General features: G+C 71.8%; 21 protein-coding genes. 11 read left to right on the forward strand and 10 right to left on the reverse strand.

Annotated features, from left to right (window positions below; all coding sequences use genetic code 11):
- The first annotated feature begins 13 nt into the window (after nucleotides 1-13).
- The 5 genes from treS (at nucleotide 14) to AB0C12_RS04760 (ending at nucleotide 6,182) form a co-directional block, all read left to right on the forward strand.
- Nucleotides 14-1,789 carry a maltose alpha-D-glucosyltransferase gene (gene treS, locus AB0C12_RS04740; RefSeq protein WP_360544155.1) on the forward strand — a complete coding sequence of 592 codons (1,776 nt, stop codon included), beginning with the start codon at nucleotides 14-16 and terminating at the stop codon, nucleotides 1,787-1,789.
- Entirely contained in the window at nucleotides 1,786-3,096 is a 1,311-nt protein-coding gene (locus tag AB0C12_RS04745; RefSeq protein ID WP_360544157.1) for a maltokinase, read from the forward strand. Before treS ends, AB0C12_RS04745 begins: the two co-directional genes overlap by 4 nt.
- 121 nt (nucleotides 3,097-3,217) lie before the next feature.
- The gene (gene glgB, locus AB0C12_RS04750) at nucleotides 3,218-5,326 is read left to right on the forward strand and encodes a 1,4-alpha-glucan branching protein GlgB (protein WP_360544942.1); all 2,109 of its coding nucleotides are present in this window, start codon (nucleotides 3,218-3,220) and stop codon (nucleotides 5,324-5,326) included.
- 86 nt (nucleotides 5,327-5,412) lie between these two features.
- On the forward strand, nucleotides 5,413-5,829 hold the full coding sequence (locus AB0C12_RS04755) for a VOC family protein (RefSeq protein ID WP_360544159.1): 417 nt from the start codon (nucleotides 5,413-5,415) through the stop codon (nucleotides 5,827-5,829).
- Entirely contained in the window at nucleotides 5,829-6,182 is a 354-nt protein-coding gene (locus tag AB0C12_RS04760; protein WP_360544161.1) for an MmcQ/YjbR family DNA-binding protein, read from the forward strand. The genes AB0C12_RS04755 and AB0C12_RS04760 overlap by 1 nt, the downstream gene beginning before the upstream one ends.
- Here AB0C12_RS04760 and AB0C12_RS04765 read toward each other — a convergent pair.
- Nucleotides 6,134-6,682 (reverse strand): GNAT family protein, encoded by a 549-nt coding sequence (locus tag AB0C12_RS04765; protein WP_360544162.1) that lies wholly within the window; start codon nucleotides 6,680-6,682, stop codon nucleotides 6,134-6,136. The genes AB0C12_RS04760 and AB0C12_RS04765 overlap by 49 nt on opposite strands.
- 36 nt (nucleotides 6,683-6,718) lie before the next feature.
- Here AB0C12_RS04765 and AB0C12_RS04770 point away from each other — a divergent pair, with 36 nt between their 5' ends.
- Together AB0C12_RS04770 and AB0C12_RS04775 are read left to right on the forward strand one after the other, a co-directional pair.
- Nucleotides 6,719-7,402: a uridylate kinase gene (locus tag AB0C12_RS04770; protein ID WP_360544164.1), complete on the forward strand. Its 684-nt coding sequence runs from the start codon at nucleotides 6,719-6,721 to the stop codon at nucleotides 7,400-7,402.
- Between the two features lie 345 nt (nucleotides 7,403-7,747).
- The gene (locus AB0C12_RS04775) at nucleotides 7,748-8,269 is read left to right on the forward strand and encodes a hypothetical protein (protein WP_360544166.1); all 522 of its coding nucleotides are present in this window, start codon (nucleotides 7,748-7,750) and stop codon (nucleotides 8,267-8,269) included.
- Here AB0C12_RS04775 and AB0C12_RS04780 read toward each other — a convergent pair.
- A complete protein-coding gene (locus AB0C12_RS04780) occupies nucleotides 8,235-8,954 on the reverse strand; it encodes a protein phosphatase 2C domain-containing protein (protein WP_360544168.1) in 720 nt (239 codons plus the stop codon). The two genes, AB0C12_RS04775 and AB0C12_RS04780, sit on opposite strands and share 35 nt — an antisense overlap.
- A gap of 76 nt (nucleotides 8,955-9,030) precedes the next feature.
- Between AB0C12_RS04780 and AB0C12_RS04785 the strand changes: the two genes are divergently transcribed.
- Nucleotides 9,031-9,999, forward strand: a complete 969-nt coding sequence (locus AB0C12_RS04785) for a LuxR C-terminal-related transcriptional regulator (RefSeq protein WP_360544170.1) — start codon at nucleotides 9,031-9,033, stop codon at nucleotides 9,997-9,999.
- Here AB0C12_RS04785 and AB0C12_RS04790 read toward each other — a convergent pair.
- Entirely contained in the window at nucleotides 9,977-11,026 is a 1,050-nt protein-coding gene (locus AB0C12_RS04790; protein ID WP_360544172.1) for a zinc-dependent alcohol dehydrogenase family protein, read from the reverse strand. The two genes, AB0C12_RS04785 and AB0C12_RS04790, sit on opposite strands and share 23 nt — an antisense overlap.
- A 97-nt stretch (nucleotides 11,027-11,123) precedes the next feature.
- Between AB0C12_RS04790 and AB0C12_RS04795 the strand changes: the two genes are divergently transcribed.
- Nucleotides 11,124-13,577, forward strand: a complete 2,454-nt coding sequence (locus AB0C12_RS04795; protein ID WP_360544174.1) for a Tex family protein — start codon at nucleotides 11,124-11,126, stop codon at nucleotides 13,575-13,577.
- 46 nt (nucleotides 13,578-13,623) lie between these two features.
- Here the strand turns inward: AB0C12_RS04795 and AB0C12_RS04800 are convergent, their stop codons facing one another.
- The 6 genes from AB0C12_RS04800 to AB0C12_RS04825 form a co-directional block, all read right to left on the reverse strand.
- Nucleotides 13,624-15,375, reverse strand: coding sequence for a serine/threonine-protein kinase (locus AB0C12_RS04800; protein WP_360544176.1), 1,752 nt, complete (start codon nucleotides 15,373-15,375; stop codon nucleotides 13,624-13,626).
- Between the two features lie 155 nt (nucleotides 15,376-15,530).
- Nucleotides 15,531-17,348: a serine/threonine-protein kinase gene (locus AB0C12_RS04805; protein WP_360544178.1), complete on the reverse strand. Its 1,818-nt coding sequence runs from the start codon at nucleotides 17,346-17,348 to the stop codon at nucleotides 15,531-15,533.
- A 2-nt stretch (nucleotides 17,349-17,350) separates the two neighbouring features.
- A complete protein-coding gene (locus AB0C12_RS04810) occupies nucleotides 17,351-18,211 on the reverse strand; it encodes a cytochrome c biogenesis CcdA family protein (protein ID WP_360544180.1) in 861 nt (286 codons plus the stop codon).
- A gap of 3 nt (nucleotides 18,212-18,214) precedes the next feature.
- Nucleotides 18,215-18,772 carry a redoxin domain-containing protein gene (locus AB0C12_RS04815; RefSeq protein ID WP_360544182.1) on the reverse strand — a complete coding sequence of 186 codons (558 nt, stop codon included), beginning with the start codon at nucleotides 18,770-18,772 and terminating at the stop codon, nucleotides 18,215-18,217.
- Nucleotides 18,769-20,241 (reverse strand): NADH-ubiquinone oxidoreductase-F iron-sulfur binding region domain-containing protein, encoded by a 1,473-nt coding sequence (locus AB0C12_RS04820; protein WP_360544184.1) that lies wholly within the window; start codon nucleotides 20,239-20,241, stop codon nucleotides 18,769-18,771. Before AB0C12_RS04820 ends, AB0C12_RS04815 begins: the two co-directional genes overlap by 4 nt.
- A 61-nt stretch (nucleotides 20,242-20,302) precedes the next feature.
- Nucleotides 20,303-22,159, reverse strand: coding sequence for a translation initiation factor III (locus AB0C12_RS04825; RefSeq protein ID WP_360544186.1), 1,857 nt, complete (start codon nucleotides 22,157-22,159; stop codon nucleotides 20,303-20,305).
- A gap of 448 nt (nucleotides 22,160-22,607) precedes the next feature.
- Between AB0C12_RS04825 and AB0C12_RS04830 the strand changes: the two genes are divergently transcribed.
- The gene (locus AB0C12_RS04830) at nucleotides 22,608-23,417 is read left to right on the forward strand and encodes a hypothetical protein (protein ID WP_360544188.1); all 810 of its coding nucleotides are present in this window, start codon (nucleotides 22,608-22,610) and stop codon (nucleotides 23,415-23,417) included.
- A gap of 116 nt (nucleotides 23,418-23,533) precedes the next feature.
- The gene (locus AB0C12_RS04835) at nucleotides 23,534-24,121 is read left to right on the forward strand and encodes a DUF3455 domain-containing protein (protein WP_360544190.1); all 588 of its coding nucleotides are present in this window, start codon (nucleotides 23,534-23,536) and stop codon (nucleotides 24,119-24,121) included.
- Between the two features lie 78 nt (nucleotides 24,122-24,199).
- Here the strand turns inward: AB0C12_RS04835 and AB0C12_RS04840 are convergent, their stop codons facing one another.
- Nucleotides 24,200-24,679: a GNAT family protein gene (locus AB0C12_RS04840; RefSeq protein ID WP_360544192.1), complete on the reverse strand. Its 480-nt coding sequence runs from the start codon at nucleotides 24,677-24,679 to the stop codon at nucleotides 24,200-24,202.
- Nucleotides 24,680-24,700: the final 21 nt, after the last annotated feature.

Below are 24,700 nucleotides of genomic sequence, written 5' to 3' on the forward strand. Positions count from 1 at the left end.
AGGTGAACGTCTGATGGACCTGACGAGCGAACTCGACGAGAACGTCGAGCACGATCCCGCGGAGGGCAGCCACGTCGAGGACGGTGTGGTCGAGCATCCGACCGCCGACGACTTCGGGCATGCCCGCGCATTGCCCGCCGACCGGACCTGGTTCAAACGCGCCGTCTTCTACGAGGTGCTGGTCCGGGCCTTCTACGACTCCAGCTCGGACGGCTCCGGCGACCTGCGCGGGCTGATCGAGCGCCTGGACTACCTGCAGTGGCTCGGCGTCGACTGCCTGTGGCTGCCGCCGTTCTACGATTCACCGCTGCGCGACGGCGGCTACGACATCCGCGACTTCTACCGGGTGCTGCCGGAGTTCGGCACGGTCGAGGACTTCGTGGCCCTGCTCGACGCGGCCCACAAACGCGGCATCCGGGTCATCACCGACCTGGTCATGAACCACACCTCGGACTCGCACGCGTGGTTCCAGGAGTCGCGCCGGGACCCGGACGGCCCGTACGGCGACTACTACGTGTGGAGCGACACCAGCGAGCCGTACTCCGACGCCCGGATCATCTTCGTCGACACCGAGGAGTCGAACTGGACGTTCGACCCGGTGCGCCGGCAGTTCTACTGGCACCGGTTCTTCTCGCACCAGCCCGACCTGAACTACGACAACCCGGCCGTGCAGGAAGCGATGATCGACGTCCTGCGCTTCTGGCTGGACCTCGGCATCGACGGCTTCCGGCTGGACGCGGTGCCGTACCTGTTCGAGCGGGAGGGCACCAACTGCGAGAATCTGCCCGAGACGCACGCGTTCCTCAAGCACTGCCGCAAGGTCATCGACGACGAGTTCCCCGGCCGGGTGCTGCTGGCCGAGGCCAACCAGTGGCCGGCCGACGTGGTCGAGTACTTCGGTGACGCCGACACCGGCGGCGACGAGTGCCACATGGCGTTCCACTTCCCGCTGATGCCGCGCATCTTCATGGCGGTGCGCCGGGAGTCGCGCTTCCCCATCTCCGAGATCCTGGCCCAGACGCCGGCCATCCCGGACATGGCCCAGTGGGGCATCTTCCTGCGCAACCACGACGAGCTGACGCTCGAGATGGTCACCGACGAAGAGCGCGACTACATGTTCACCGAATACGCCAAGGATCCGCGGATGAAGGCCAACGTCGGCATCCGCCGGCGGCTCGCCCCGCTGCTGGAGAACGACCGCAACCAGATCGAGCTGTTCACCGCCCTGCTGCTGTCGCTGCCCGGCTCGCCGGTGCTGTACTACGGCGACGAGATCGGCATGGGCGACAACATCTGGCTCGGTGACCGCGACGGCGTCCGCACCCCGATGCAGTGGACGCCCGACCGCAACGCGGGCTTCTCCACCGCGAACCCGGGCCGGCTCTACCTGCCGGCCAACCAGGATCCGATCTACGGCTACCAGTCGGTCAACGTGGAGGCCCAGCGGGACAGTTCGACGTCGCTGCTCAACTGGACCCGCACCATGCTGGCGGTCCGCCGCCGCCACGAGGCGTTCGCCACCGGCACGTTCCGTGAGCTCGGCGGCTCCAACCCGTCGGTGCTCGCCTTCCTGCGCGAGGACGGCGACGACGTGGTCCTCTGCGTCAACAACCTCTCGCGGTTCCCCCAGCCCATCGAGCTGAACCTGCAGCACTGGAACGGGTACACGCCGGTCGAGCTGACCGGGCACGTGAACTTCCCGCGCATCGGCCAGCTGCCGTACCTGCTGACCCTGCCGGGACACGGGTTCTACTGGTTCCAGCTGTGCGGGTCCGAGGAGAAGCAATGACGCTGCCCTACGCCGAATGGCTGCCCCAGCAACGCTGGTACGCGGGTCGCAGCCGCACCCTCGCCGACGTCAAGCAGGCGTCGTCCACGCCGTTGAAGGACGACCTGGACCTGGTGCTGCTGGACGTCTCGTACACCGACGGCAGCACCGAGCGCTATCAGGTGCTGGTGGCCTGGGACTCCGGCCCGATCTCGGAATACAGCACCGTGGCGACCATCGGCACGGACGGCGACCGCACCGGCTACGACGGCCTGTACGACCCGGACGCCGCGACCTACCTGCTCTCGCTGATCTCCTCCGACGCCACGGCCGGGGACATCGTGTTCTCCTCCGAGCCCGGGGCGACCTTCCCGCTGGAGCACGCGTCGCGGGTCTTCGACGCCGAGCAGAGCAACACCAGCGTGATCTTCGAGCAGGAGGCCATCCTCAAGGTCTTCCGCCGGGTCGACTGCGGCATCAACCCCGACATCGAGCTCAACCGGGTGCTCGGCCGGGCCGGCAACCCGCACGTGGCCAAGCTGCTCGGCTCGTTCGAGACCACCGAGGGCGGCGAGCCGTGCCCGCTGGGCATGGTGACGGCGTACGCACTGAACTCCGCCGAGGGCTGGGCGATGGCCACCGCCAGCGCCCGGGACCTGTTCGCCGACGCCGAGATGGGCGCCGACGAGGTGGGCGGCGACTTCGCGGGTGAGTCCTACCGCCTCGGTGAAGCGGTGGCCTCGGTGCACAAGACACTCGCCGACGAGCTGGGCGCGGGCCCGTCGCCGTTCCCGGTGGACGCGGTCATCGCCCGGCTGGGCAGCGCGACCGCGGCCGTGCCCGAGCTGGCCGAGTACGTGCCGGCCATCGAGGAACGCTTCCGCAAGCTCACCGGCGAGCAGGTCACCGTCCAGCGGGTGCACGGTGACCTGCACCTGGGCCAGGTGCTGCGGGTGCCGGAGGCCTGGCTGCTCATCGACTTCGAGGGCGAGCCCGGTCAGCCGCTCGACGAGCGGCGGCTGCCCGACTCGCCGCTGCGCGACATCGCCGGCGTGCTGCGCAGCTACGAGTACGCCGCCTACCAGCTGCTGGTGGACCAGGACGACAACGAGCACCTGGCCGCCCGGGCCCGCGAATGGGTCGACCGCAACCGCACCGCCTTCTGCGACGGGTACGCGGCCGCCTCCGGCCACGACCCGCGGGAGCAGGGTGCGCTGCTGGCGGCGTACGAGCTCGACAAGGCGGTCTACGAGGCCGCGTACGAATCCCGGCACCGGCCCGGCTGGCTGCGCATCCCATTGCGGTCGATCGCGCGGCTCGTCGGCTGATGCCCCCGTCCGGCCCCCATCCGACCGCCCCGCCACCGCCCTTGACCGGACTGAAGATTTTCTTCTAGGAGTACCGATGCAGACCACCCCGTCGCCGTCCCTGGCCGGCGATCAGCGCGCGATGAACGCCGTGATGGCCGGCGACACGCACGACCCGCACAGCCTGCTCGGCACGCACCCGAGCGGCCACCACACGGTGATCCGCACGCTGCGCAAGGGCGCCAAGGAGGTCACCCTGGTCATCGGTGACGAACGCGTCCCGATGACGGCGGTGCACCCCGACGGCATCTTCGCCGCCTCGGTGCCCGGCACGGTGCTCGACTACCGGATCGACGTCGAGGGCACCGTCTGCGACGACCCGTACCGGCACCTGCCCAGCCTGGGTGAGCTCGACCTGCACCTGATCGGTGAGGGCCGGCACGAGAAGCTCTGGAAGGTGCTCGGCGCCCAGGCCAAGGGCGACGGCGTGGCCTTCGCCGTGTGGGCGCCCAGCGCCCGCGGCGTGCAGCTGATCGGCGACTTCGCCGGCTGGGGTCCGTTCGACGGCCTGCCGATGCGCTCGCTGGGCAGCAGCGGCGTCTGGGAGCTGTACGTGCCCGGCGCGTCCTCCGGCACCAAGTACAAGTTCAAGATCCTCGGCCGCGACGGCGTCTGGCGCGAGAAGGCCGACCCGCTGGCGCAGCACACCGAGGTGCCGCCGCGCACGGCGTCGGTCGTCTACGAGTCCTCGTACGAGTGGCAGGACGCCGACTGGATGGCCCAGCGCGCGACCAAGCAGTGGCACCAGGAGCCGATGAGCGCGTACGAGGTGCACCTCGGCTCGTGGCGCCCCGGCCTGTCCTACACCGAGCTGGCCGAGCAGCTGGTCGAGTACGTGGTGGAGACCGGCTTCACCCACGTCGAGCTGATGCCCGTGATGGAGCACCCGTTCGGCGGCTCCTGGGGCTACCAGGTCACCGGCTACTTCGCACCGACCTCGCGCTTCGGCTCCCCCGACGAGTTCCGTCACCTGGTCGACAAGCTGCACCAGGCCGGCATCGGCGTCATCCTCGACTGGGTGCCCGCGCACTTCCCCAAGGACGAATGGGCCCTGGCCCGCTTCGACGGCACCCCGCTCTACGAGCACGGCGACTGGCGGCGCGGCGAGCACCCGGACTGGGGCACGTACGTCTTCGACTTCGGCCGGCGCGAGGTCCGCAACTTCCTGGTCGCCAACGCCAACTACTGGTGCGAGGAGTTCCACGCCGACGGCCTGCGGGTCGACGCGGTCGCCTCGATGCTCTATCTGGACTACTCGCGCAAGGACGGCGAGTGGACCCCGAACCAGTACGGCGGCCGGGAGAACCTGGACGCGATCAGCTTCCTGCAGGAGATGAACGCGACCGTCTACCGCAACAACCCCGGCGTGGTCACCATCGCCGAGGAGTCGACGGCGTGGCCGGGCGTCACCCGCCCCACCCACCTGGGCGGGCTGGGCTTCGGCTTCAAATGGAACATGGGCTGGATGAACGACACCCTCTCGTACATGGAGAAGGAGCCGATCTACCGGCAGTGGCACCACCACCAGATGACCTTCGCCACGGTGTACGCCTGGAGCGAGAACTACATCCTGCCGATCAGCCATGACGAGGTCGTGCACGGCAAGGGTTCGCTGACCGGCAAGATGCCCGGCGACCAGTGGCAGAAGCTGGCCAACACCCGGGCGCTGCTGGGCTTCATGTGGGCCTTCACCGGCAAGCAGCTGCTGTTCATGGGCGCGGAGATGGGCGACGAGCGGGAGTGGAGCGAGGAACGCGGCCTCGACTGGGACCTGCTGGCCGACGAGAGCCGCGGTGGCGGCATCCACAAGCTGGTCAAGGACCTGAACAAGGCGTACCGGGACATCCCGGCGCTGTGGACGCAGGACACCACAGCCAGCGGCTTCCGGTGGATCACCAGCGAGGACTCGCAGCACAACACGTTCTCGTTCCTGCGGCTGGCCCCGAACGGCGACACGCTGGCCTGCGTCGTCAACTTCGCCGCGGTCCCGCACGACAACTACCGCATCGGCCTGCCCCGGGCCGGCGTCTGGCGCGAGGTCGTCAACACCGACAGCACCCTGTACGGCGGCTCGGGCGTGGGCAACCTCGGCGAGGTGCACGCGGAGGAGATGCCGTGGCACGGGCTCAACGCGTCGGCGTCGCTGCGCGTGCCGCCGCTGGGCGCGGTCTGGCTGCATCTCGAGGGCTGAGCCGCTCTTTGCGGGGAGGCGGCGAAACTGTCGGTGGCCGGGTCTAAGGTGCGAGAAGTTGTTCATTCTCGGCGAAGGAGCCGGCCATGGCAGTGCGCCTCAATCCGTACATCGCGTTCACCGACGGCAAGGCCCGCGCCGCGATGGAGTTCTACCACTCCGTCCTCGGCGGCGACCTCACCGTCAACACCTTCGGTGACTTCGGCGCCGACGACCCGACGCTGGCCGACAAGGTCATGCACGCCACGCTGGTCACCGACACCGGCATGGTCCTGATGGGCGCCGACGCACCGCCCGGCCTGGAGCACGTGCCGGGCAACGACATCGCGATCAGCCTCAGCGGCGACGAGGCCGACGTGATGCGCGAGTGGTGGGCCAAGCTGGCCGACGGCGGCGCGGTCAGCACCCCGCTGGAGAAGCAGATGTGGGGCGACGAGTTCGGCACCTGCACGGACCGCTTCGGCGTGGAATGGATGGTCAACATCGCCGCGCCGCAGTCCTGATGCTGGACGAGCTTCGTGGCATCTGCATGGCCCTGCCCGAGGTCACCGAGCGGCCCAGCCACGGCGCGCCCACGTGGTTCGTGCGTGACCGCCGGACCTTCGTGACGCTGTGGGAGCACGGCCATCATGACAACGAGTTCGCGCACCTGTGGTGTGCGGCGCCGCCCGGGGCCCAGCAGGAGCTGATCGCCGCGGCTCCGGAGCGCTTCTTCCGCCCGCCGTACGTGGGACACCGCGGCTGGCTCGGCGTCCGCCTGGACGGCGACGTCGACTGGGCCGAGATGGCCGAGCTGTGCCAGGACGCCTACGAAACCGTCGCGACGCCGAAGAAGTCAGCTGCCAGGAGGCCGTAAAGGAGGTCGTCCGTCCACTCGCCCTTGCTCCAGGTGTGCTGGCGCAACAGCCCTTCGCGCTGGAAGCCGGTCCGCTCCAGCAACCGGTAGGAAGCGACGTTGCGGGCGTCGCACTCGGCCGACACCTTGTGCAGCCCTTTGACCCGGAACAGATGCTCCAGCACGGTCCGGACGGCCTCGGTGGCGTAGCCGTGCCCCTGCCGGGCGGGGGCCAGGCTGTAGCCGAGCTGGGCCTGCATCCGGTTGTCGTGCAGATTGACGGCGACGTCACCGATGTGCGCCCGCTCGGCGGTGAGCTCCACGGCGTACTGGAACCAGCCCGGCTGATCGGGATCCGCGGCGGCCATGGACTCGATGGCGTAGCGGGCCTTCTCCACCGGGTACGGCGAATTCCAGGACTGGTAGCGCGCGACCGCGGGATCCGTCCGGTAGGCGGCCAGGGTCTCGGCGTCGGCTGGGCGGAAGCGGCGGAGCACCAGCCGTTCGGACGTGAGGAGCACGGGTTCGAGCGTACGCAGGGATCAGGAGGACGGAATATGGGCCTGGGCGACCGCGCCGCGCTGCTCCGCCACCTGGCTGAGGCAGTCGGGGCAGTCTCCGTCACCCATCCGGTTCGGGTGGCCGTCGACGGGCCGCCCGCCGCCGGCAAGACCACCCTCGCCGATGAGCTGGCCGGAGTCCTGCGGGACCAGGGCCGGGAGGTCGTCCGCGCGACGATCGACGACTTCCTGCTCCCTCGCGCCCAGCGCTACCGACGCGGTGAGTTCTCCGCCGAAGGCTGTTACTACGACACCCACGACTACGAAGCACTGAACCGGGTTCTGCTCGATCCGCTCGGCCCGGCCGGAGACCGACGCTTCCGGCCCGCGGTCTACGACCACCCGACGGATGCTGTGCTGTCTCCACCGGCCACGACCGCCCCCGCCGACACCGTGCTGGTCTTCGACGGCGTCTTCCTCCTGCGCCCGGAACTGATCGGTCAGTGGGACGTACGCATTTTCGTGTCGACCGCGCTCGAGCAGACCGTGCACCGTGCGGTGATCCGAGAGGGCCGGGGGTCATCCCGGGCCGACGTCGAGCGGCGCTGGCGCGAACGCTACATCCCGTCGCAGAGGCTCTACTTCACGACGGCCCGGCCGACCGATCTGGCCGACATCATCGTGCACAACGACGATCCCCAGCAGCCGGTCTGGACGGCCCGAACCCGTGAGGGACCCTGACGCGGGATCCTGCCGGGCGGCGGCCGGCCCGTCGCGAGCTCGACATACTCCGGGGCCGGGCCGGCCGCGCGAGATCAAGTGGCCGGCCGCGCTCCGGCCGCGCGAAATGGGGTGGCCGGGCCAGCTCCGGCCGCGCGAGATCAAGTCACAGGCCCCGCTCCGCCCGCGCGAAATGGAGTGGCCGGACCTGCCCCGGCCGCGCGAATGGAGTGGCCGGACCTGCCCCGGCCGCGCGAATGGAGTGGCCGGACCTGCTCCGGCCGCGCGAGATCAAGTCACGGGCCCCGCTCCAGCCGCGCGAAATGGAGTGGCCGGGCCGGGCCGAGCGGCCGATGATGAGCCGGCATGAGCAATCTCACGTCCATCGCCGCCCGGGTGGCCGCCGGCGCCACCGTCGACTTCCGGCCGACCGGCTCGTCGATGGTGCCGCTGATCCGCAGCCGGCAGCTCGTCACGGTCGCGCCCGTCGATCCCGCGGAGGTTGTCGTCGGGGACATCGTGCTGGCCCGCGTGGCCGGCGCCGTTTATCTACATCTCGTCTCCGCGGTCGACCCGGTCAAGGGCCGCGTGCAGATCAGCAACAACCGCGGCCGGATCAACGGATGGACCGGCTACGCGCGGGTCTACGGCATCTGCACAGCCGTCGACGGCCGGCCACGGCCGGGAACCCGCCGGCCGGACCCTCGACCAGGCACAACGGCCCGCTGGCCGGACCCTCGACCAGGCACAACAGCCAGCCAGGCGGACCCTCGACCAGGCGCAACAGCCAGCCAGGCGGACCCTCGACCAGGCACAACAGCCAGCCGCGAGATCGCAGCCGGCCCGGAGCGGCCTACTCCTCCGCCACGTCCGCGACGATCACCGTGACGTTGTCCGGCGCCCCCGCTTCCAACGTCCGCGCGATCAACTCCGCCGCGCACACCTGCCGGTCCGCGTACGACCGCAGCGTGGTGGCGATCACCTCGTCCTCGACGTAGTCACTCAGCCCGTCGCTGCAGAGCAGGAACCTGTCCCCCACCCGCACCGGCACCATCCGCCCCGCCGGCCGGAACGGCCCACCCTGCACCGCCTGGGTCACCAGCGCCCGCTGCGGATGCCGTCGCGCGTCGTCCGGGGTCAGCACCCCCTGATCCACCAGCGCCTGCACATAAGTGTCATCCCGCGTGATCTGCGTCAACTCACCGTCACGACTCAGGTAGCACCGGGAGTCGCCCACGTTCAGGGCCGCCACCCGGTCGCCGGACAGCATGAGAGTCGTCACCGTGGTGCCCATGCCGTCGCGGGCCTCGTCGTCGGCGACGGCTTCCTCGATGCGCTTGTTGGCTGTCTCCAGCGCGGCGATCAGGTCCTGCAGCGGTTCACCCGTGTCCGGTTTCGCGTCCACGTCGGCCAGGGCGGTGACCAGGATGTCGCTGGCCAGCTCTCCGGCCGGCAGGCCGCCCATGCCGTCCGCCACGACCAGCAACCGGTCGCCGACGAAGACCGCGTCCTCGTTGTTCGACCGGACCAGGCCCTGATCGGAGGCGGCGACCGCACGAAGCACGACACTCATGGCACAAGACTGCCAAAGGGCTGCGGCGGTGTCTGTAGTACGTAGTACGTAGTGTTGGGTGGTGATGCCGGTACCGATGGTGGGACGAACGGACGCGTTGGACGAGCTCCGGCGCGCCTGGGAGCGTGTCGGCGCCACCCGCAGGTGCGTGCCCGCCGTGATCACCGGGCTGCCCGGCACCGGCAAGAGCACCCTGGTCTCGGCCGCATTGCAGCTCACGACCCCTCAGGTCATCCTGTCCGGCTCCGCGCGGCTGCATTCGCCCGCCCCCTACGACTGGCTCGCCGCCGTGCTGGCCGGGCTGGGGCCGCGCCCCGGGCTGCCGGTGCCGCCGGACGCCCTGGCCTGGCTCGCCCAGGATCCCGATGTCCCCCGGGAGCGGTACACGCCGGACGCGCTGCTGCGGCTGGCCGTCACGACCGTGCGGACGCTGGTGGGCGGTCGTCCCGCCGTACTCGTGGTCGAGGATCTGCACGCGCTGGACCCGGCCAGCCTGAACCTGATCGGTGAGCTCGCCGCCGCGGATCTTCCGGCCCTGCTGGTCGTGACCAGCCGGCCGCCCGAGGCGGCCGTCTCCCCGCTGCTCACGGCCCGGGTCCTGGCCCGGCTGTCGGGTGCGCCCGGCGCGGTGCGCCAGCATCTGGGTGCGCTGACCGCCGGGCAGGTGAGCCGCATCCTGGCCCACGTGTACGGGGCCAGCTGCCCGTCCCCGCAGGTCGCCGAGGCGGTGTGGCGCCGCACCGGTGGTAACCCGTACCGGTTGAGTGAGCTGCTGGCCATGGCGGGGGGACCGGAGGCGCTGGCCGACGCGCCGCTGCCCGCCCACCTCCAGGAGCAGCCCGAGCTGACCGCCCGGGAGCGGGAGGTGATCGGTTGCCTGGCCGAGGGCATGTCCAACAAGCAGATCGCCCGCGCGCTGGGCATCTCGGTGCGCACGGTCACCGTGCACGTGTCGAATCTGCTGCGCAAGACCGGCGCCGCCTCGCGCACCGAGGCCGCGCTGTGGGCCGTTCAGCGTGATCTCAAGGCCACAGCAGCGTCTTGATCGAGCGGCGCTCGTCCATCGCCGCATAGGCCTCGGCCACCTTCTCCATCGGCAGCTGCAGGTCGAACACCGCACTGGCGTCCAGCGTGCCGCCCAGCACGTCGGCGAGCAGCTCCGGCAGGTACGGCCGCACGGGCGCGACGCCACCGGCCACCGCGATGTTGTCGGCGAACATCTTCCTGATCGGCAGCTCGGCCCCGCCCAGCGGCACCCCCACGTAGCCGATCCGGCCGCCGGGGCGCACCGACGCCATCGCCTGGGCCATCGACTCCTTGTTGCCGACGCATTCGAGCACGGCGTCCGCGCCCTGGTCGGCGAGCAGGTCGCGCAGGGCCGCGGCGCCGTCGTCGCCGCGTGCGGAGATGACGTCGGAGGCGCCGAAGCCGGTCGCGACGTTCTGCCGGTCGGTGTACGACGAGAAGGCGATCACCCGGTCGGCCCCGAGGCGGACGGCCGCCCGGACCGCGCACAGGCCGACCGCGCCGTCACCGACCACCGCGACCGTGCTGCCCGGGCCCACACCCGCGGAGACAGCGGCGTGGTGGCCGGTGACCAGGACGTCGGAGAGGGCCAGCAGCGCCGGGATCCGCGCGCGGTCCGGATGCTCCGGCGTGGCGACCAGGGTGCCGTCGGCCAGCGGTACGCGCACGTACTGCCCCTGGCCGCCGTCGAGGGTGCGGCCGTCGCGGTCGGTGCCGCCGTACCACTGGGCCTGGACGCACGAGGTGGTGACGCCCTGCCGGCAGGGCACGCAGGTGCCGTCGCTGATCGAGAACGGGGAGATGACGAAGTCACCGGCCCGCAGGGTGGTGACGCCGGCGCCGGTCTCCTCGACCACGCCGACGAACTCGTGGCCGATCGGGTGCGGGTCGGCCGGCGGCCGCGCACCCCGGAACGTCCACAGGTCGGAGCCGCAGACGCAGGCGGCGACCACCCGCACGATCGCGTCCGTGGGCAGCTGGATGGTCGGGTCCGGACGCTGCTCCCAGCGGATGTCACGGGGCGCGTACCACATCGCGGCGTGCATTCCCCCGACCTTACCCGCGCAAGGGCCGGGTGATCATCCGCGCGGGATTCGCGGGGCGGCGCGACAAGCACCGGGCGCCTCGGTCACAATCGTCGGCGTGACGACCAGCATCCATCAGCGCATTGCCCAGGAGCTCGGGGTCCGCGAGGGACAGGTGACCGCGGCGGTCGACCTGCTGGACGGCGGAGCAACCGTGCCGTTCATCGCCCGTTACCGCAAGGAGGTCACCGGCACCCTCGACGACCAGCAGCTGCGCACGCTCGAGGAGCGGCTCGGCTATCTGCGGGAGCTCGAGGACCGGCGCGCGGCCGTGCTCGAGTCGATCCGCTCGCAGGGCAAGCTCGACGACGCCCTCGAGGCGCAGATCCTCGCCGCGGAGTCCAAGGCCCGGCTCGAGGACATCTACCTGCCGTTCAAGCCCAAGCGCCGGACCCGGGCCCAGATCGCCCGCGAGGCCGGCCTGGAACCGCTGGCCGACCTGCTGCTCGGCGACGCGACCCGGGACCCCAAGGCCGAGGCAGCGGCCTACGTGGACGCTGACAAGGGCGTCGCGGACGTGACCGCGGCGCTCGACGGTGCCCGGGCGATCCTGATCGAACGCTTCGCCGAGGATCCCGACCTCATCGGTGAGCTGCGCGAACGCATGTGGACCAAGGGCCGGCTGAGCGCCAAGGTGCGCGAGGGCAAGGAGACCGAGGGCGCCAAGTTCGCGGACTACTTCGACTTCGCCGAGCCGTTCACCAAGCTGCCCTCGCACCGCATCCTCGCCATGTTCCGCGGCGAGAAGGAGGACGTGCTCGACCTGACCATGGAGCCCGAGGAGGGCGCCGAGGAGGGCGAGCGGTCCAGCTTCGAGGCTTCGGTGGCCGGCCGGTTCGGCATCTCCGACCACGGCCGCCCCGGCGACCGCTGGCTGCTCGACACCGTGCGGTGGGCGTGGCGGACCAGGATCCTCATCCACCTGGGCGCGGACCTGCGGGTCCGGCTCTGGCAGGCGGCCGAGGACGAGGCGGTACGCGTCTTCGCGGCGAACCTGCGCGACCTGCTGCTGGCGGCCCCGGCCGGCAGCCGTACGACGATGGGTCTCGACCCCGGCTTCCGCACCGGCGTCAAGGTGGCCGTCGTCGACTCGACCGGCAAGTGCGTGGCCACCTCGACGATCTACCCGCACGTCCCGCAGAACAAGTGGGACCAGTCGCTGCACACCCTGGCCACGCTGGCCAGAGAGCACCAGGTCGACCTGGTGGCGATCGGCAACGGCACCGCCTCGCGGGAGACCGACCGGCTGGCGGCGGACCTGATCAAGCTGCACCCGGAGCTCAAGCTGACCAAGGTGATGGTCTCCGAGGCCGGTGCGTCTGTTTACTCCGCTTCGGCGTACGCGTCGCAGGAGCTGCCCGGGATGGACGTCTCGCTGCGCGGCGCGGTCTCCATCGCCCGCCGCCTGCAGGATCCGCTGGCCGAGTTGGTCAAGATCGACCCCCGGTCGATCGGCGTCGGGCAGTACCAGCACGACCTGTCCGAGGTGAAGCTGTCGAAGTCGCTGGACGCGGTGGTCGAGGACTGTGTGAACGCCGTCGGGGTGGACGTCAACACGGCCTCGGCCCCGCTGCTGACCCGGGTGTCGGGCATCGGCGCCGGGCTGGCGGAGAACATCGTCATGCACCGCGACGCCAACGGCCCGTTCCGGAACCGCTCCCAGATCAAGAAGGTGGCCCGGCTCGGCCCGAAGGCGTTCGAGCAGTGCGCGGGCTTCCTGCGCATCCCGGACGGCGACGACCCGCTGGACGCGTCCAGTGTGCACCCCGAGTCGTACCCGGTGGTCCGGACCATCCTGGCCACCGCCGGCGGCGACCTGAAGACGGTGATCGGCAACAGCCCGCTGCTGCGCGCCCTGCGCCCGGAGAAGTTCGTCACCGACACCGTCGGCCTGCCGACCGTCACGGACATCCTGCGCGAGCTGGAGAAGCCGGGCCGGGACCCGCGCCCGGCGTTCACCACGGCGACGTTCGCCGACGGCGTCGAGAAGATCGCCGACCTGCGCCCGGGCATGATCCTGGAGGGCGTGGTGACCAACGTGGCGGCCTTCGGCGCGTTCGTCGATGTCGGCGTGCACCAGGACGGTCTGGTGCACGTGTCGGCGCTGTCCAACACGTACGTGAAGGACCCGCGCGAGGTGGTCAAGTCCGGCGACGTCGTGAAGGTGCGGGTGGTGGAGGTCGACGAGGCGCGCAAGCGGATCTCGCTGACCATGAAACTCGAGGACAAGCCGGAGCAGCGCGCGCCGCGAGAGCCGCGGGAGGCCCGGCCGGGTGGCGGTCAGCCCCGGCAGGGTGGCCAGCCGCGGCAGGGCGGGCAGGGCGGTCAGCCCCGCCAGGGCGGTCAGCCCCGGCAAGGCGGTCAGGGCGGTCAGGGCGGTCGAGGTCAGGGCGGTCAGCGGCCGGGCGGCGGGGGTCAGCGCTCCGGCGGCCAGGCGCCCGCCGGCGGCAACAGCTTCGGCAACAGCGCGATGGCCGACGCCCTGCGCCGCGCCGGCCTCGCCAAGGACTGACCCCGCGACGAGGGCCCGGCGCGCTTCCACCGCGCCGGGCCTCCGCTCAGCGGTCGATCGGCCAGATCTTGATGTCGTTGAAGGCGACCTGGTACGGCCCTTTCACCGGCGCGCTCCGCTCGGTGAAGATGCCGAGCACGACCCGCCCGCCGCGGATGTCCTTGTCCTGCACCGGTACGGCGCCGAGCAGCTCGCCGTCGCGCAGCACCTCGAGGGTCTCGCCGACGATGCTCACCGTGATCACGGTCGCCGGGGCGCCGACGTCGATCGGGCGGTCGTCGAGCGGGAACGTCTTGTAGACCTCGGTGGCGGTCGACTTGTGGGTGCCGACGTACACGTTGCGTTCGCAGACGCGTACCTGATAGCCGCGATACTGCGCGAAGCGCATCCAGATGGACGCGCAGCTGTCCGGGGTCAGCAGCCGGACCTTGACCTCGGCCTGCACGTCCGGGGGTTCGTAGTCCTCCGGCCCGCGGCAGCGGAAGACGCCGCGGGTCGCGCGGCTGACCACCAGGCCCCCGTCGAACGCGCACCCGGCCTGCTCGTCCTCCAGCGACGTGGCCTGCCAGAGGCGCTGCCCGGTGAGCGGGTCGGAGAGCAGCACCGGCTGCTCGGGCTCCTCGACGCGCGGGTCGATCGAGGCGCCGGTGCCGGTGCCGCCCGGCCACAGCGTCGCCACCACGCCGCCGACCGCCAGCATCGCCAGGACCAGCAGGAACACCGCGGCGGGCAGCACCCACGGCCGGCGCGGCGTGGGGTCGTGGGAGAACGGCGTGTCCGGCGCGGCCGGTGAGGTCGGCACCGGCTGGGTGACGATCGAGTTCTCCGAGTAGCCGACCAGGGTGGGCGCGGCCGTGACCTCGGTGAGCAGCGCCGCGGGGTGCACGCCGGTGACCGCCTGCGCCTCCTGCGCGGCGAAGCGCAGGCCGGGCTGATGGTCGAGCGCGGCACCGGAGGCGGCCGGTCGCTGCGGGCCGTCGACCAGCAGATCCAGCAGCTCACGGGCGCTGGGCCGGTTGGCCGGGTCCTTCTCCAGCGCGTGCCCGATGAGGTCGCGCAGGGGGCCGCTGAGCCCGGACAGGTCCGGCGGCTGGGTCAGGATCCGGGCCGCGGTCGCCGGCGGGGAGTCGGCGCTGAACGGGGTGCGGCCGGTGCCCGCGTACGCCACGACGCCGCCCCAGGCGAACACGTCGGCGGCCGGGGTGAGCGGCACGTCCAGGTCGGGGCCGAACCGCTCGGGCGCCATGTACGCCACCGTGCCGACCATCTGGTCGGTGCTGGTGTGCGCGCTGGTCGCCTCCATCGCCCGGGCGATGCCGAAGTCGATGACCTTGGGGCTGCCCGGGGCGAGCAGGACGTTGCGCGGCTTGAGATCGCGGTGGATGACCCCGGCGCCGTGGATGGCGGTCAGCGCGGTCGCCACCCCGATCGCCACACTGTGCAGATTGGACGCGGTGAGCGGGCCGCGCTCCTCGACCACCTCGGCCAGGCTCGGCCCGTCGACGTACTCGACGACCAGGTAGGGCTGCTCGTGGTCGGGATCGGCGTCGAGCACCTCGGCGGTGCAGAACGGCGGCACCTGGCGGACCCGGTTGACCTCGCTGCGGAACCGGCGCCGGAACGCGTCGTCCGGCGCGAGGTCGGCCCGGACCATCTTGACCGCGACGAGCACACCGGCGGCACTGCGGGCCAGATAGACCGTGCCCATGCCGCCCTCACCGAGCCGGCCGAGCAGTTCGTACGACCCGAGCCGACGAGGGTCACGCGGGCGCAGCGGGCTGGTCCGCTCGTCCGGCATGCCGTTTACTCCTACGCCCCCGCGGCATGACGCCGCCCCACCCCCGACAGGAAAGGTCACCCTATAGGGCCTTGTCATCGGCTGCGAATACCTGTCCGCCGGTTGGCGCACAACCGACACAGATCACCATCGGCGGCCCGATGAGCGGGCGACCGTCAGAAGGACCGGATGTCCACGTCGGCGAAGGTCACCGCGTACGGCGGGTCGGTGTCGACGGCCTCGACGCTCAGGCCCAGCAGCACCTGGCCCTGCTCCGGCCCGTCCTCGGGCAGCCGCACCGAGCCCGCGAAGTCCCCGCCGCGGAAGACCTGGGCCTCCCCCTCGCGGACCACCAGGTGCACGCGGACCGACTCGCGCAGGTCGATCCGTTGCTCGAGCGGGATCCGCCCGTAGACCCGGCGCTCGTCCGGCCGGTCCGCCGCCACCGACATCTCGTTCTGGCAGACGCGCAGCACCTGCCCGCCGCGTCGCGGGTCCCAGTGGAACCAGATCGCCGCGCAGCTGCCCGCCGACTGCAGCGCGGTGGTCACCTCCACGCCGAAGTCGTCCGCGATCGACTCGTCCGGGCCGACGCACTGGTACGTGCCTCGGTCCACCCGGGCGGCGCGCATCACGCCCCGGGTGGAGCAGTTGGCGTTCTGTTCCCGGATCTCGCTGTCCAGCCACTGGCCGGGCCGGTTCAGCGCGTCCTGGATGATCGGCTCGCCGCCGTCCGGCTCCACCGGGGTCTGGTCCGCGCCGTCGTCGTCCTCGTAATCGGCCGGTTCGGTGGGTGGCGGGCTCTCCGGAGCGGCTGCCCCGTCCTGGCCGGTGGACTGCTCGACGCCCGCGGCGGCGCCACCGCGCGGGGATCCTCCGGTGACCGACGGATCGCCGGTGCCGCGCTGCGCGTTCAGGACCAGCGCCACCGTGGCCACGCCCGCAACGACCAGCAGGACGGCCAGTACGGCGAGCAGCCGATGGCCCCGCGGCCGGCCCCTGCCCACGGGCACCTCACCGCGGGAGTAGTGGTCGGTGGCGTAGGGGCGGGGCGGGTAGTTGTCGTCGGACCCGGCGTACTGCCGCACGACCGGCGGGGCCGGGACGACGGGAGCGCTGAACACCGTGGTGCGTTGCCGGGCCGGCGGGCGCGGGCCGTTCTGGTCGTCGCCCAGCAGCATGTCGAGCAGTTCGCGGGCGGTCGGCCGGTCCTGCGGGTCCTTCGACAGCGACAGGGCGACGACCTCCCGCAGCGACTCGGGCAGCCCGTTCAGGTGCGGCGGCTGGGTGAGGATCCGGGCCGCGGTCGCCGGCGGCGAGTCACCGTGGAACGGCGTGCGCCCGGTGCCGGCGTAGGCCACGACACAGCCCCAGGCGAAGATGTCCGCGGCGGCTGTCAGGGGCGTGCCCGGCTCGGAGGAGAAGCGCTCGGGGGCCATGTAGGCGACTGTGCCGACCATCTGGTCCGTACGGGTGTGCTGGCTGGTCGCCTCGAAGGCCCGGGCGATGCCGAAGTCGATGACCTTGGGGCTGCCCGGCGCCAGCAGCACGTTGTCCGGCTTCAGGTCGCGGTGGATGACCCCGGCGCCGTGGATGCCGGTCAGCGCGGTCGCCACCCCCACCGCCAGCGAGTGCAGGGCCGCCGCGCGCAGCGGGCCCCGTTCCTCCACCACCTCGCCCAGGCTCGGGCCGTCGACGTACTCGACCACCAGGTACGGCGGGTTGTGGTCCAGGTCCGCGTCGAGCACCTCGGCGGTGCAGAACGACGGCACCTGCCGGGCCCGTTCCACCTCGCTGCGGAAGCGCCCGCGGAACTCCGGGTCGTGGACCAGGGCGGCGTGCACCAGCTTGATGGCCACGTAGTTGTCGTCGCGGTCGGTCGCCAGGTAGACCACGCCCATGCCGCCCGAGCCGAGCCGGCCGGTGAGCCAGTACTCGCCCAGCTGCTCCGGGTCCCCACGGCGCAGCGGAGTCACGCGGTACGCGGTGTCCACGGTCAACTCCCCACAGAGGTACGACGGCGCCGCGACAGCAGGAGCGCCGTCAGGACCAGCGCGGCGAGCAGGAGCACGAACCATCCCGCGCCGAGCCGGCCGACCACACCACTCAACTCGCGCTGGAGATTCGAGGCAAGATTTACGATCGGATCCTGCCCGGAAGTCCTCAGATCCTTGACAAGGCGCAGCTCATACCATCCGTAGTAGGCCACGTACGCTCCGGCGACGACCAGCACCGCGCCGCCGATCCGGGGCACGAAGGCCGCCGCCCGGCGCAGGCGCGACACCGCGGAGACCCGGACCAGAGCGACGGCGAGGGCGGTCACGCCGATCACGAGACCCATCCCGGCCGCGTAACTGACGAACAGGGCCACACCCTCGACGGTGGAGCCGGCGCGCAGGCTGGAGACGACGATCGCGAGGAACGGCCCGATCGCGCAGCCGAGCGACGCGATCGCGTACGCCATGCCGAACAGGACCATCGACGCGGCCGTCCCGGTCAGGCGCGGCGCGCGCAGCCCCCGGCCGGGGGTCGGCAGGGACCGCCCGGCGAGCAGCCAGCCGCCGAGCACCACCAGCCCGGCCCCGAAGACCACGGTGAGCCACGGCAGCCGGGGCATCAGCCACCCGGTCAGCGGGGCCAGCAGCAGCCCGAACACCCCGAAGACCAGGACGTAACCGGTGGTCAGGGCGGCCGTGCAGCGCAACGCCCGGCCCACCGCGGCCGGACCTCCGCCCGCGGCCCGCGGCTCGTCGCCGGCCACCAGGACCGACAGGTACGCCGGCAGCAACGCGAAGCCGCACGGATTCACCGCACCGAGCATCCCGGCGGTCAGCGCGAGCAGCAGCGGGGCCCGCACGGCTCACGCCACCAGCGACTTGACCTTGGTGGTCAGCTGCAGGTCGTCCAGATAGTCGGTGGTGACGATCTTGCCCGCCCGGTCGAGGATCACGTAGGTGCTCTGCTGCGTGATGCCGAACTTCTTCCACAGCTTGCCCGGCTCGTCGTCCAGGTGCGGCACCGCGCCCACCTCCAGGTCGGCGACGAACTCGTGCATGTCCTTGTTGTTGCCCAGGCCCGCGATGCCGAGGATGTTGAGCCGGCCCGCGTACTCCTGCTGCAGGTCGGCGATCGACATGGCCTCGCTCGCGCAGGTCGCGCACCAGGGCGCCCAGAACCACAGGATGGTCGGCTTGCCGGCCATGGTCGCCGCGTCGAACGCCTTGCCGTCCAGGGTCCTACCCGTGAACTTCAGCGACGCCGGCACCGGCACGGGCGCGGCCGGCTCCGCGGCAGCGCTCGCCGGTGGTGCGGCCGGCGCCGGCTGCGACGCCGCGACCGGCTCGGAGGCCGCTGGGCCGCACCCCGCGAGGAGCCCGAGGCAGACCCCGGCGACCAGCCCGGACAGCAGCCGGGTCACTTCTTCACCGCTTCCGTCAGCCGCAGCGCCAGCGCCGGGCACACGTTGACCGCCTTGCGGGCACCGTTCTCCAGCCACGGCGGCAGCGGCGTCTGCGGGAACGCCGGGAAGCCGTTCGCGTCCAGCCGGATGATCTCCGGGGCGACCGCCGAGCAGAGACCGTGACCGTCGCACCGCGACCAGTCCACCGCGAGCTTCCGCGCCCCCTGATCCGTGTGGTACGGCAGCGGCAGGATGCCCCGCACCTGCTTGCCGCAGCCCTCCCCGTTGGCGTGCAGCTCCACGTCACGGGCGAAGACCTCGAGCGCTGACAGCGCGAACCGGGCCGTGCCGTCGGGGTGGCTGCAGGCACCACGGCCCTTCACCACACCGGCCGCCTGCCGGACGTTCTCCAGCGCGCTGCCGCCCAGCGCCACCAGGGTCACCGCGCGGGCCAGGTCGGGCAGGCCGAGCCGGCACGGGCCGCACTGACCCGCCGACTCCCCGGCCAGGTACTGCGTGACCTGGGCGACCTCGCCCAGCGGGCAGGTCGTCGAGCCGATCGGGATCAGCATGCCGGCGCCCAGCGTGCCGCCGACCTTGGCGAAGCCCTTGCGGGAGATGGTCACCGTCTTCGCCGCCTCGGCGGTGATCCACTTGCCGTGGTAGCCGCCGACCAGCAGGCCCGGACCGATGTCGGCCCCGCACATGGTGAGCACGTCCATCAGCGGCGTGCCGGTCGGTGCCTCGACCACGGCGGGCGCGGTGGCCGAGCCGCCGACGGTCAGCATGACCGTGCCGGGCTCCTCGGGGATGCCGACCGCGTTGTACTCCCACGGGCCCAGCCGGGCCGCGATGGCCAGCTGCGAGTACGTCTCTGCGTTGGAGAGCAGGGTGGGCAGCCCGCCGACGCCGTTGTCGCTGGAACGGACCTTGCGGCCGGGCGGGATGTGCGCCTCGCCGTTGATCCCGCGGACCAGCGCGCCGCCCTCGCCGGAGATGAACCGGTGCGGGACGGTGACGATCCGGGTCGGCACCGGCATCCGGCGCTCGGCCAGGGCCGCGGCCAGCGACTCCTGCCCGATGCCGTCGTCGGCGATGCCGATCACGATCTCCTCGGCGTCCAGCGCGGCGGCGGCCAGGGCCGCGCCGTCCAGGATCAGGTGCGGGCCGCGGGTCAGCACGGCCTTGTCCTTCCAGGACGGCGGCTCGCCCTCGGTGGCGTTGACCACGATCACCGGCGGCAGGTCCTGACGCTGGCAGGAGTCGAGCACCGCGCGCACCTTGCGGGCGAACGGGAACCCGGCACCGCCGCGGCCGCGCAGCTCGATCCGGTCGGCCAGCCCGATCAGCTCACCGCTGGACAGCGCCGCGAAGCCGCCGTGCACCTCCTGGTGCGCGATCAGGTCCAGGCGGCCGTACTCGTCGAAGCCCGCGGTGATCCGCGGTGTCCCGATGCTGGTGACCGGAGGGACCAGATCGGCGCTCAAGACGATGCCCCGCTACGGGTGGCAGCGCCGCGGCGGGCGATCCGGTCGATGGCGCGCTCAGTCACTGTGCTTCCCCTCGCAGCTGACGCCAGTACACGTCGTCAGCCGATTCGTCCGTTCTGCCCCGGCTGCCGCGGCGAGCCCCCCGGCTCGCTGCCCGGGCGGGTTCCTGCTGGGTGGCCCGGCGGGCCCGGCGCGACGCCATGTCGACCAGGGTCGGCGTCTCGTCGGGTTCCAGGTCCGGACCGGCCACGGCGCGCGGCGCCCCGGCCAGGTCCACGAACTCACTGCGACTGTGTCGTCCCGAGTCGGCGCTGTCGACGTCGGCGCCCCGGTCGCGCCGGGTCCGGGGCGCAGTCTCGCCATCGTCGGCGTAGCGCGACGAGCGCGACGGCCGCGGCGGCTCGTCGTCCGGGTAGCGGGCGGACCGCCGCCGCGGGGGCGGCGCCTCCTCGTACCGGTCGTCCTCGACGTAGCGCCGCTGCCGCGGTGCCGGGACGTCGTCGTCGTCGGCGTAACGCCGGGAGCGCGGCGCTTCCTCCTCGACGACGCGCCGGGAACGCGGCGCGGGCATCTCGTCCTCGTCGGCGTAACGCCGGCCGCGGACCGGGGCCTCGTCCTCGAACTCGGTGCCGGCGTAGCGCCGGGACCGCGCCGGGGCCTCGTCCTCGAACTCGGTGCCGGCGTAGCGGCGCGAGCGGGCCGGGGGCTCCTCGGCGTACGGGTCACCGGCCGCCCGCCGGCGGCCGCGCGGCGCGGGCACCTCGTCCTCGTCGGCGTAGCCGCGCAGCCCCTCGTCGAGCGCCCGGCGCGACATGGCGCTGGTCGGCTCGTCGAAGCGCTCGGCGGCGCGGCGCTGACGGGGCGCCGGGGCGTCCTCCTCGGCATAGCCGCGCGAGCGCGGCGCCGGCAGGTCGTCCTCCTCGAACTCCCACCGCTGGGTGGGGGCGTCGTCGAAGTCACGGCGGCGGCGGACCCGCTCCTCGTCGTCGACGCCGCGGCGCGGCCGGCGCGCCGGCTCCGGCGGCACGCTGGTCGGCGCGCTCGCGGGGGCACTGACGGGCTTGGCGGCGGTCTCGGTCAGCGGCGGCGCGCCGGTCGCCCGGGCGGCCGGCGACCAGGTCGCCAGGGCGGCGGAACCGTCGACGACGACCGCGTCGTCGCGGCGGCTCTTGCCCCGGCCCTTGACGCTCGGGGTCGTCGTCGGGACCAGCTTGCCGACCGGCTGGATCTTGCCGGTGCCGGTGCCGGCCTGCGACGCGAAGTCCTTGCGGCGGTTCAGCCGCACCGAGAGGCGCACGGCCAGGCCGACCAGCACCAGCAGGATGCAGATGATGTAGGAGACGATGACCCACGGCTTGGCCGCGCGCCCGGCGCCGAGGCCGTGCAGCAGGGCGATCGGCCACATCAGGTACGAGATCGCGTGGATGCCCCGCCACATCCAGGGCTTGCCCTTGCCGACGAAGCGGGACCGGGCGATACCGGTCCACATCACCATCACCATGATGTAACCGGAGAGGGTGCCGAAGCCGATGAGCATCGTCTTGTACGGCGCCAGGAACGGGACGAAAACGTCGACCACGCTGATGTAGTTCATCGCCACCTTCGTCCACACGTGGAAGAAGAGGGCCACGACCGCGATCACGCCGGTGGTGCGGTGCGCGGACTGCAGCAGCACCCGCTGGCGGATCGACAGGACCAGCCGGTCGGTGGCGACCAGTCCCACCATGATGGTGATCGAGAGCGAGACGAGCGAGACGACACCCACGTAGAACTCGGTGTACGCGAAGACGTACACGTATGCCTTCTGACCGGCGCGGGTCAGCATCGCGGCGGCCCAGAGCGCGGCGAGGACGGAGACGCCGAGCACCGCGTAGGTGATCATCGACGGCGGTGTCCGGCCGCCGGTAGCGCTCATCGGGACGTCCACACGACTGGCGGATCGCTGGTTCATCTTCGTCCGGGCCATAACTCCTCGTTCTCCGCAGCGGTACGGCGTCCGTCCTGGGCGGTCGGGACGCCGGCATCCGTGGGGGGTGCCCCGCGCTCGTTACTGTCGGGCCGGTCTACCGGCGGCCTGCCCTTCCTCACCCTGAGTGAAAGCCGGTCTCCTGCCCTCCCCCATCTACGTGTGCGGCCGGGGTTCGGATGAACGTTCGGGAAGTTCTTTGCGGCGAAGTTTGCGCGAGCATGCTAGCGATCTCGCCCGGAAGTGCTCTGACCAGGCAGGACACTGCCCGGAAACCCGAGGCTGAGACAAAAATAAAGTGTTATCGAGGTGGGAATCACCGGTCCGGGGTGAACCTTTCGCCCGGCCCCGCCGAACTACCTCACGTGCGTGCAAGTTGACGCCATAGCGTGAGGAGATGATTGCTGTGCGGCATCGCGCTGCTCTGCTGTGCGCCCTCCTGGCCGCCACGGCCGCGACCCTGATCATGCCCGGCCGGGCCTCCGCGGTCGAGCCGGGCTTCCAGGTCGAGATCACCGAGCTGCCCCGCACCTTCACCGCCGGGGCCGGCGCGCGACAGGTCACCGTGGTCGCCACCAGCGAGCGGAACCGGTGTGTGAAGGTGCGCTGGTCGCTGCTGCTCGAGGTGGACGGGCCGGGCCTGGACGAGGTGGAGGTGGCCCGCGACGAGGACGGCGACTTCCCCGTACAGGTGCAGAACGTGGCCGCCGGCACCGCCCGGATCACCGACGTGCAGCTCGACCCGGGCCTGCTCTGCCGGGGCCGTACGGTGACCGCCCGCTACCAGATCGCCTTCGACGACGAGGCCGAGCCCGGCCGGGTCACCTTCCGCGCGCAGGCCTTCAACGCGGGCCGCACCCTGCTGCAGGAGACGAGCTCGCGCAGCGAGGTCAAGGGCGAGCGGGAGGAACCGGAGGAGAGCGAGTCGCCCAGCCCCTCGGCCAGCCCGTCACCGAGCGAGTCAGCCGAAGCGGAAGAGGCGGGCGACGAGGCCACCGCCGAGCCGGAACCCACCGACCCGGACGTGGACGTCGCCGCGGTGCCGACCGGCAGCGACAGTGGCACCCCCAGCCTGCTGGGGGCCGGCCTGATCGTCGGCGGGATCCTGGTCTTCCTCGGGGTCGGCCTGCTGCTGCGGCTGCGCATGCGGGGCCGGGCGCCGAAACACGGCACCGAACTGCCGACCGGCTTCTACCCCACCAACTGATCTTCCTCCACAACTTTCTGGGGTAAACCTGCGGAAGACTTCAACCGCAGTTAAGACACCGTCGCGGACAGTAGCCCTAGGGTGGGTCGGGCGCTACGCCCTACTGTGGAGGATCCTTGAAGACCAAGTCTGTCCGTATCTCGGCCGGGGTCGGCGCGGCCGCTCTGGCGCTCGTCGGAATCTCCGCCGGTGTCTCCTTCGCCGACGACAAGCCCGCCCCCGTCTCCGCGGCGAGCGCGGCGGACCGTTTCCTCGGCGGCGCCACCACCGTGCCGGCCAACCTCGTCCCGCCGACGGGCAACACCCTGACCTCGGTCTTCCGGGCCAAGGGCGTGCAGATCTACGGCTGTACGGACACCAAGTGGACCCTGATCGAGCCGGCCGCGTCGCTGACCGGCATCGCTCTGAACCCGGTCAAGATGGCCTCCGCGCTGCACTATCGCGGCCCGAGCTGGCAGTCGCCCGACGACGGCTCGCTGGTCGAGGGCACCGGTCCGGTCTCGGCCCCGTCGGCGACCCCGAACAGCATCCCGCAGCTGCTCATCACCGCCAAGGCCAGCCGCGGCCCCGGCGTCTTCGGCGACGTCACCTTCATCCAGCGCCTGGCCACGGTCGGCGGCGTCGCCCCGGCCACGGCCTGCACCACCGGCGCGACAGCCTCGGTGTCGTACCAGGCGGTCTACCGCTTCTTCAAGAAGAGCTGACCGCCGCCAAACACTGACCTTTCCGAGGGGCCGGATGCCGGTGCCCCGCCGACGCGGCGGTGCACCGGCATCTCTCGGTCAGGGCTCGTCGAGGCGCAGGACCGTCTCCTCGATCTCCGCGCCGCGGGCGGTCGCGTACGCGACCTCCTTGCCGACCGGCCGGAAGCCCACCTTGCGCAGCACCGCCAGCGAGCCGGCGTTGTCGCTGGCCGCCCGGGCCGTGATCGGCCGCACCGGCACCAGGTCGAGCAGCAGCTCCACGGCCCGGGTGGCGATGCCCTGCCCCCACCGGGCCCGGTCCAGCCAGTACGTGATCTCGGTGTCGTCACCGACCGGGAAACTGGCCACCGTGCCGGCCAGGCCGCCGTCGACGGTGATCGCGAACAGCAGGATCTCCGGATCGGTGCGAATCCGGGTGAAGTGCGCGTCGAAGGCGGCCCGGTCGTCGGGATCGTCGGCGGTGAACGCGGCCATCCGCACCGCGACGGGATCACGCATCTGGTCGTAGATCAGGTCCAGATCGTCGTCGCGCACCGCGCGCAGGCCGATCTCCGCCATCCGTCGCTCCTGTCCCGGCCC

This window comes from Actinoplanes sp. NPDC048967 (genome assembly GCF_040649415.1).
GTDB lineage: Bacteria > Actinomycetota > Actinomycetes > Mycobacteriales > Micromonosporaceae > Actinoplanes.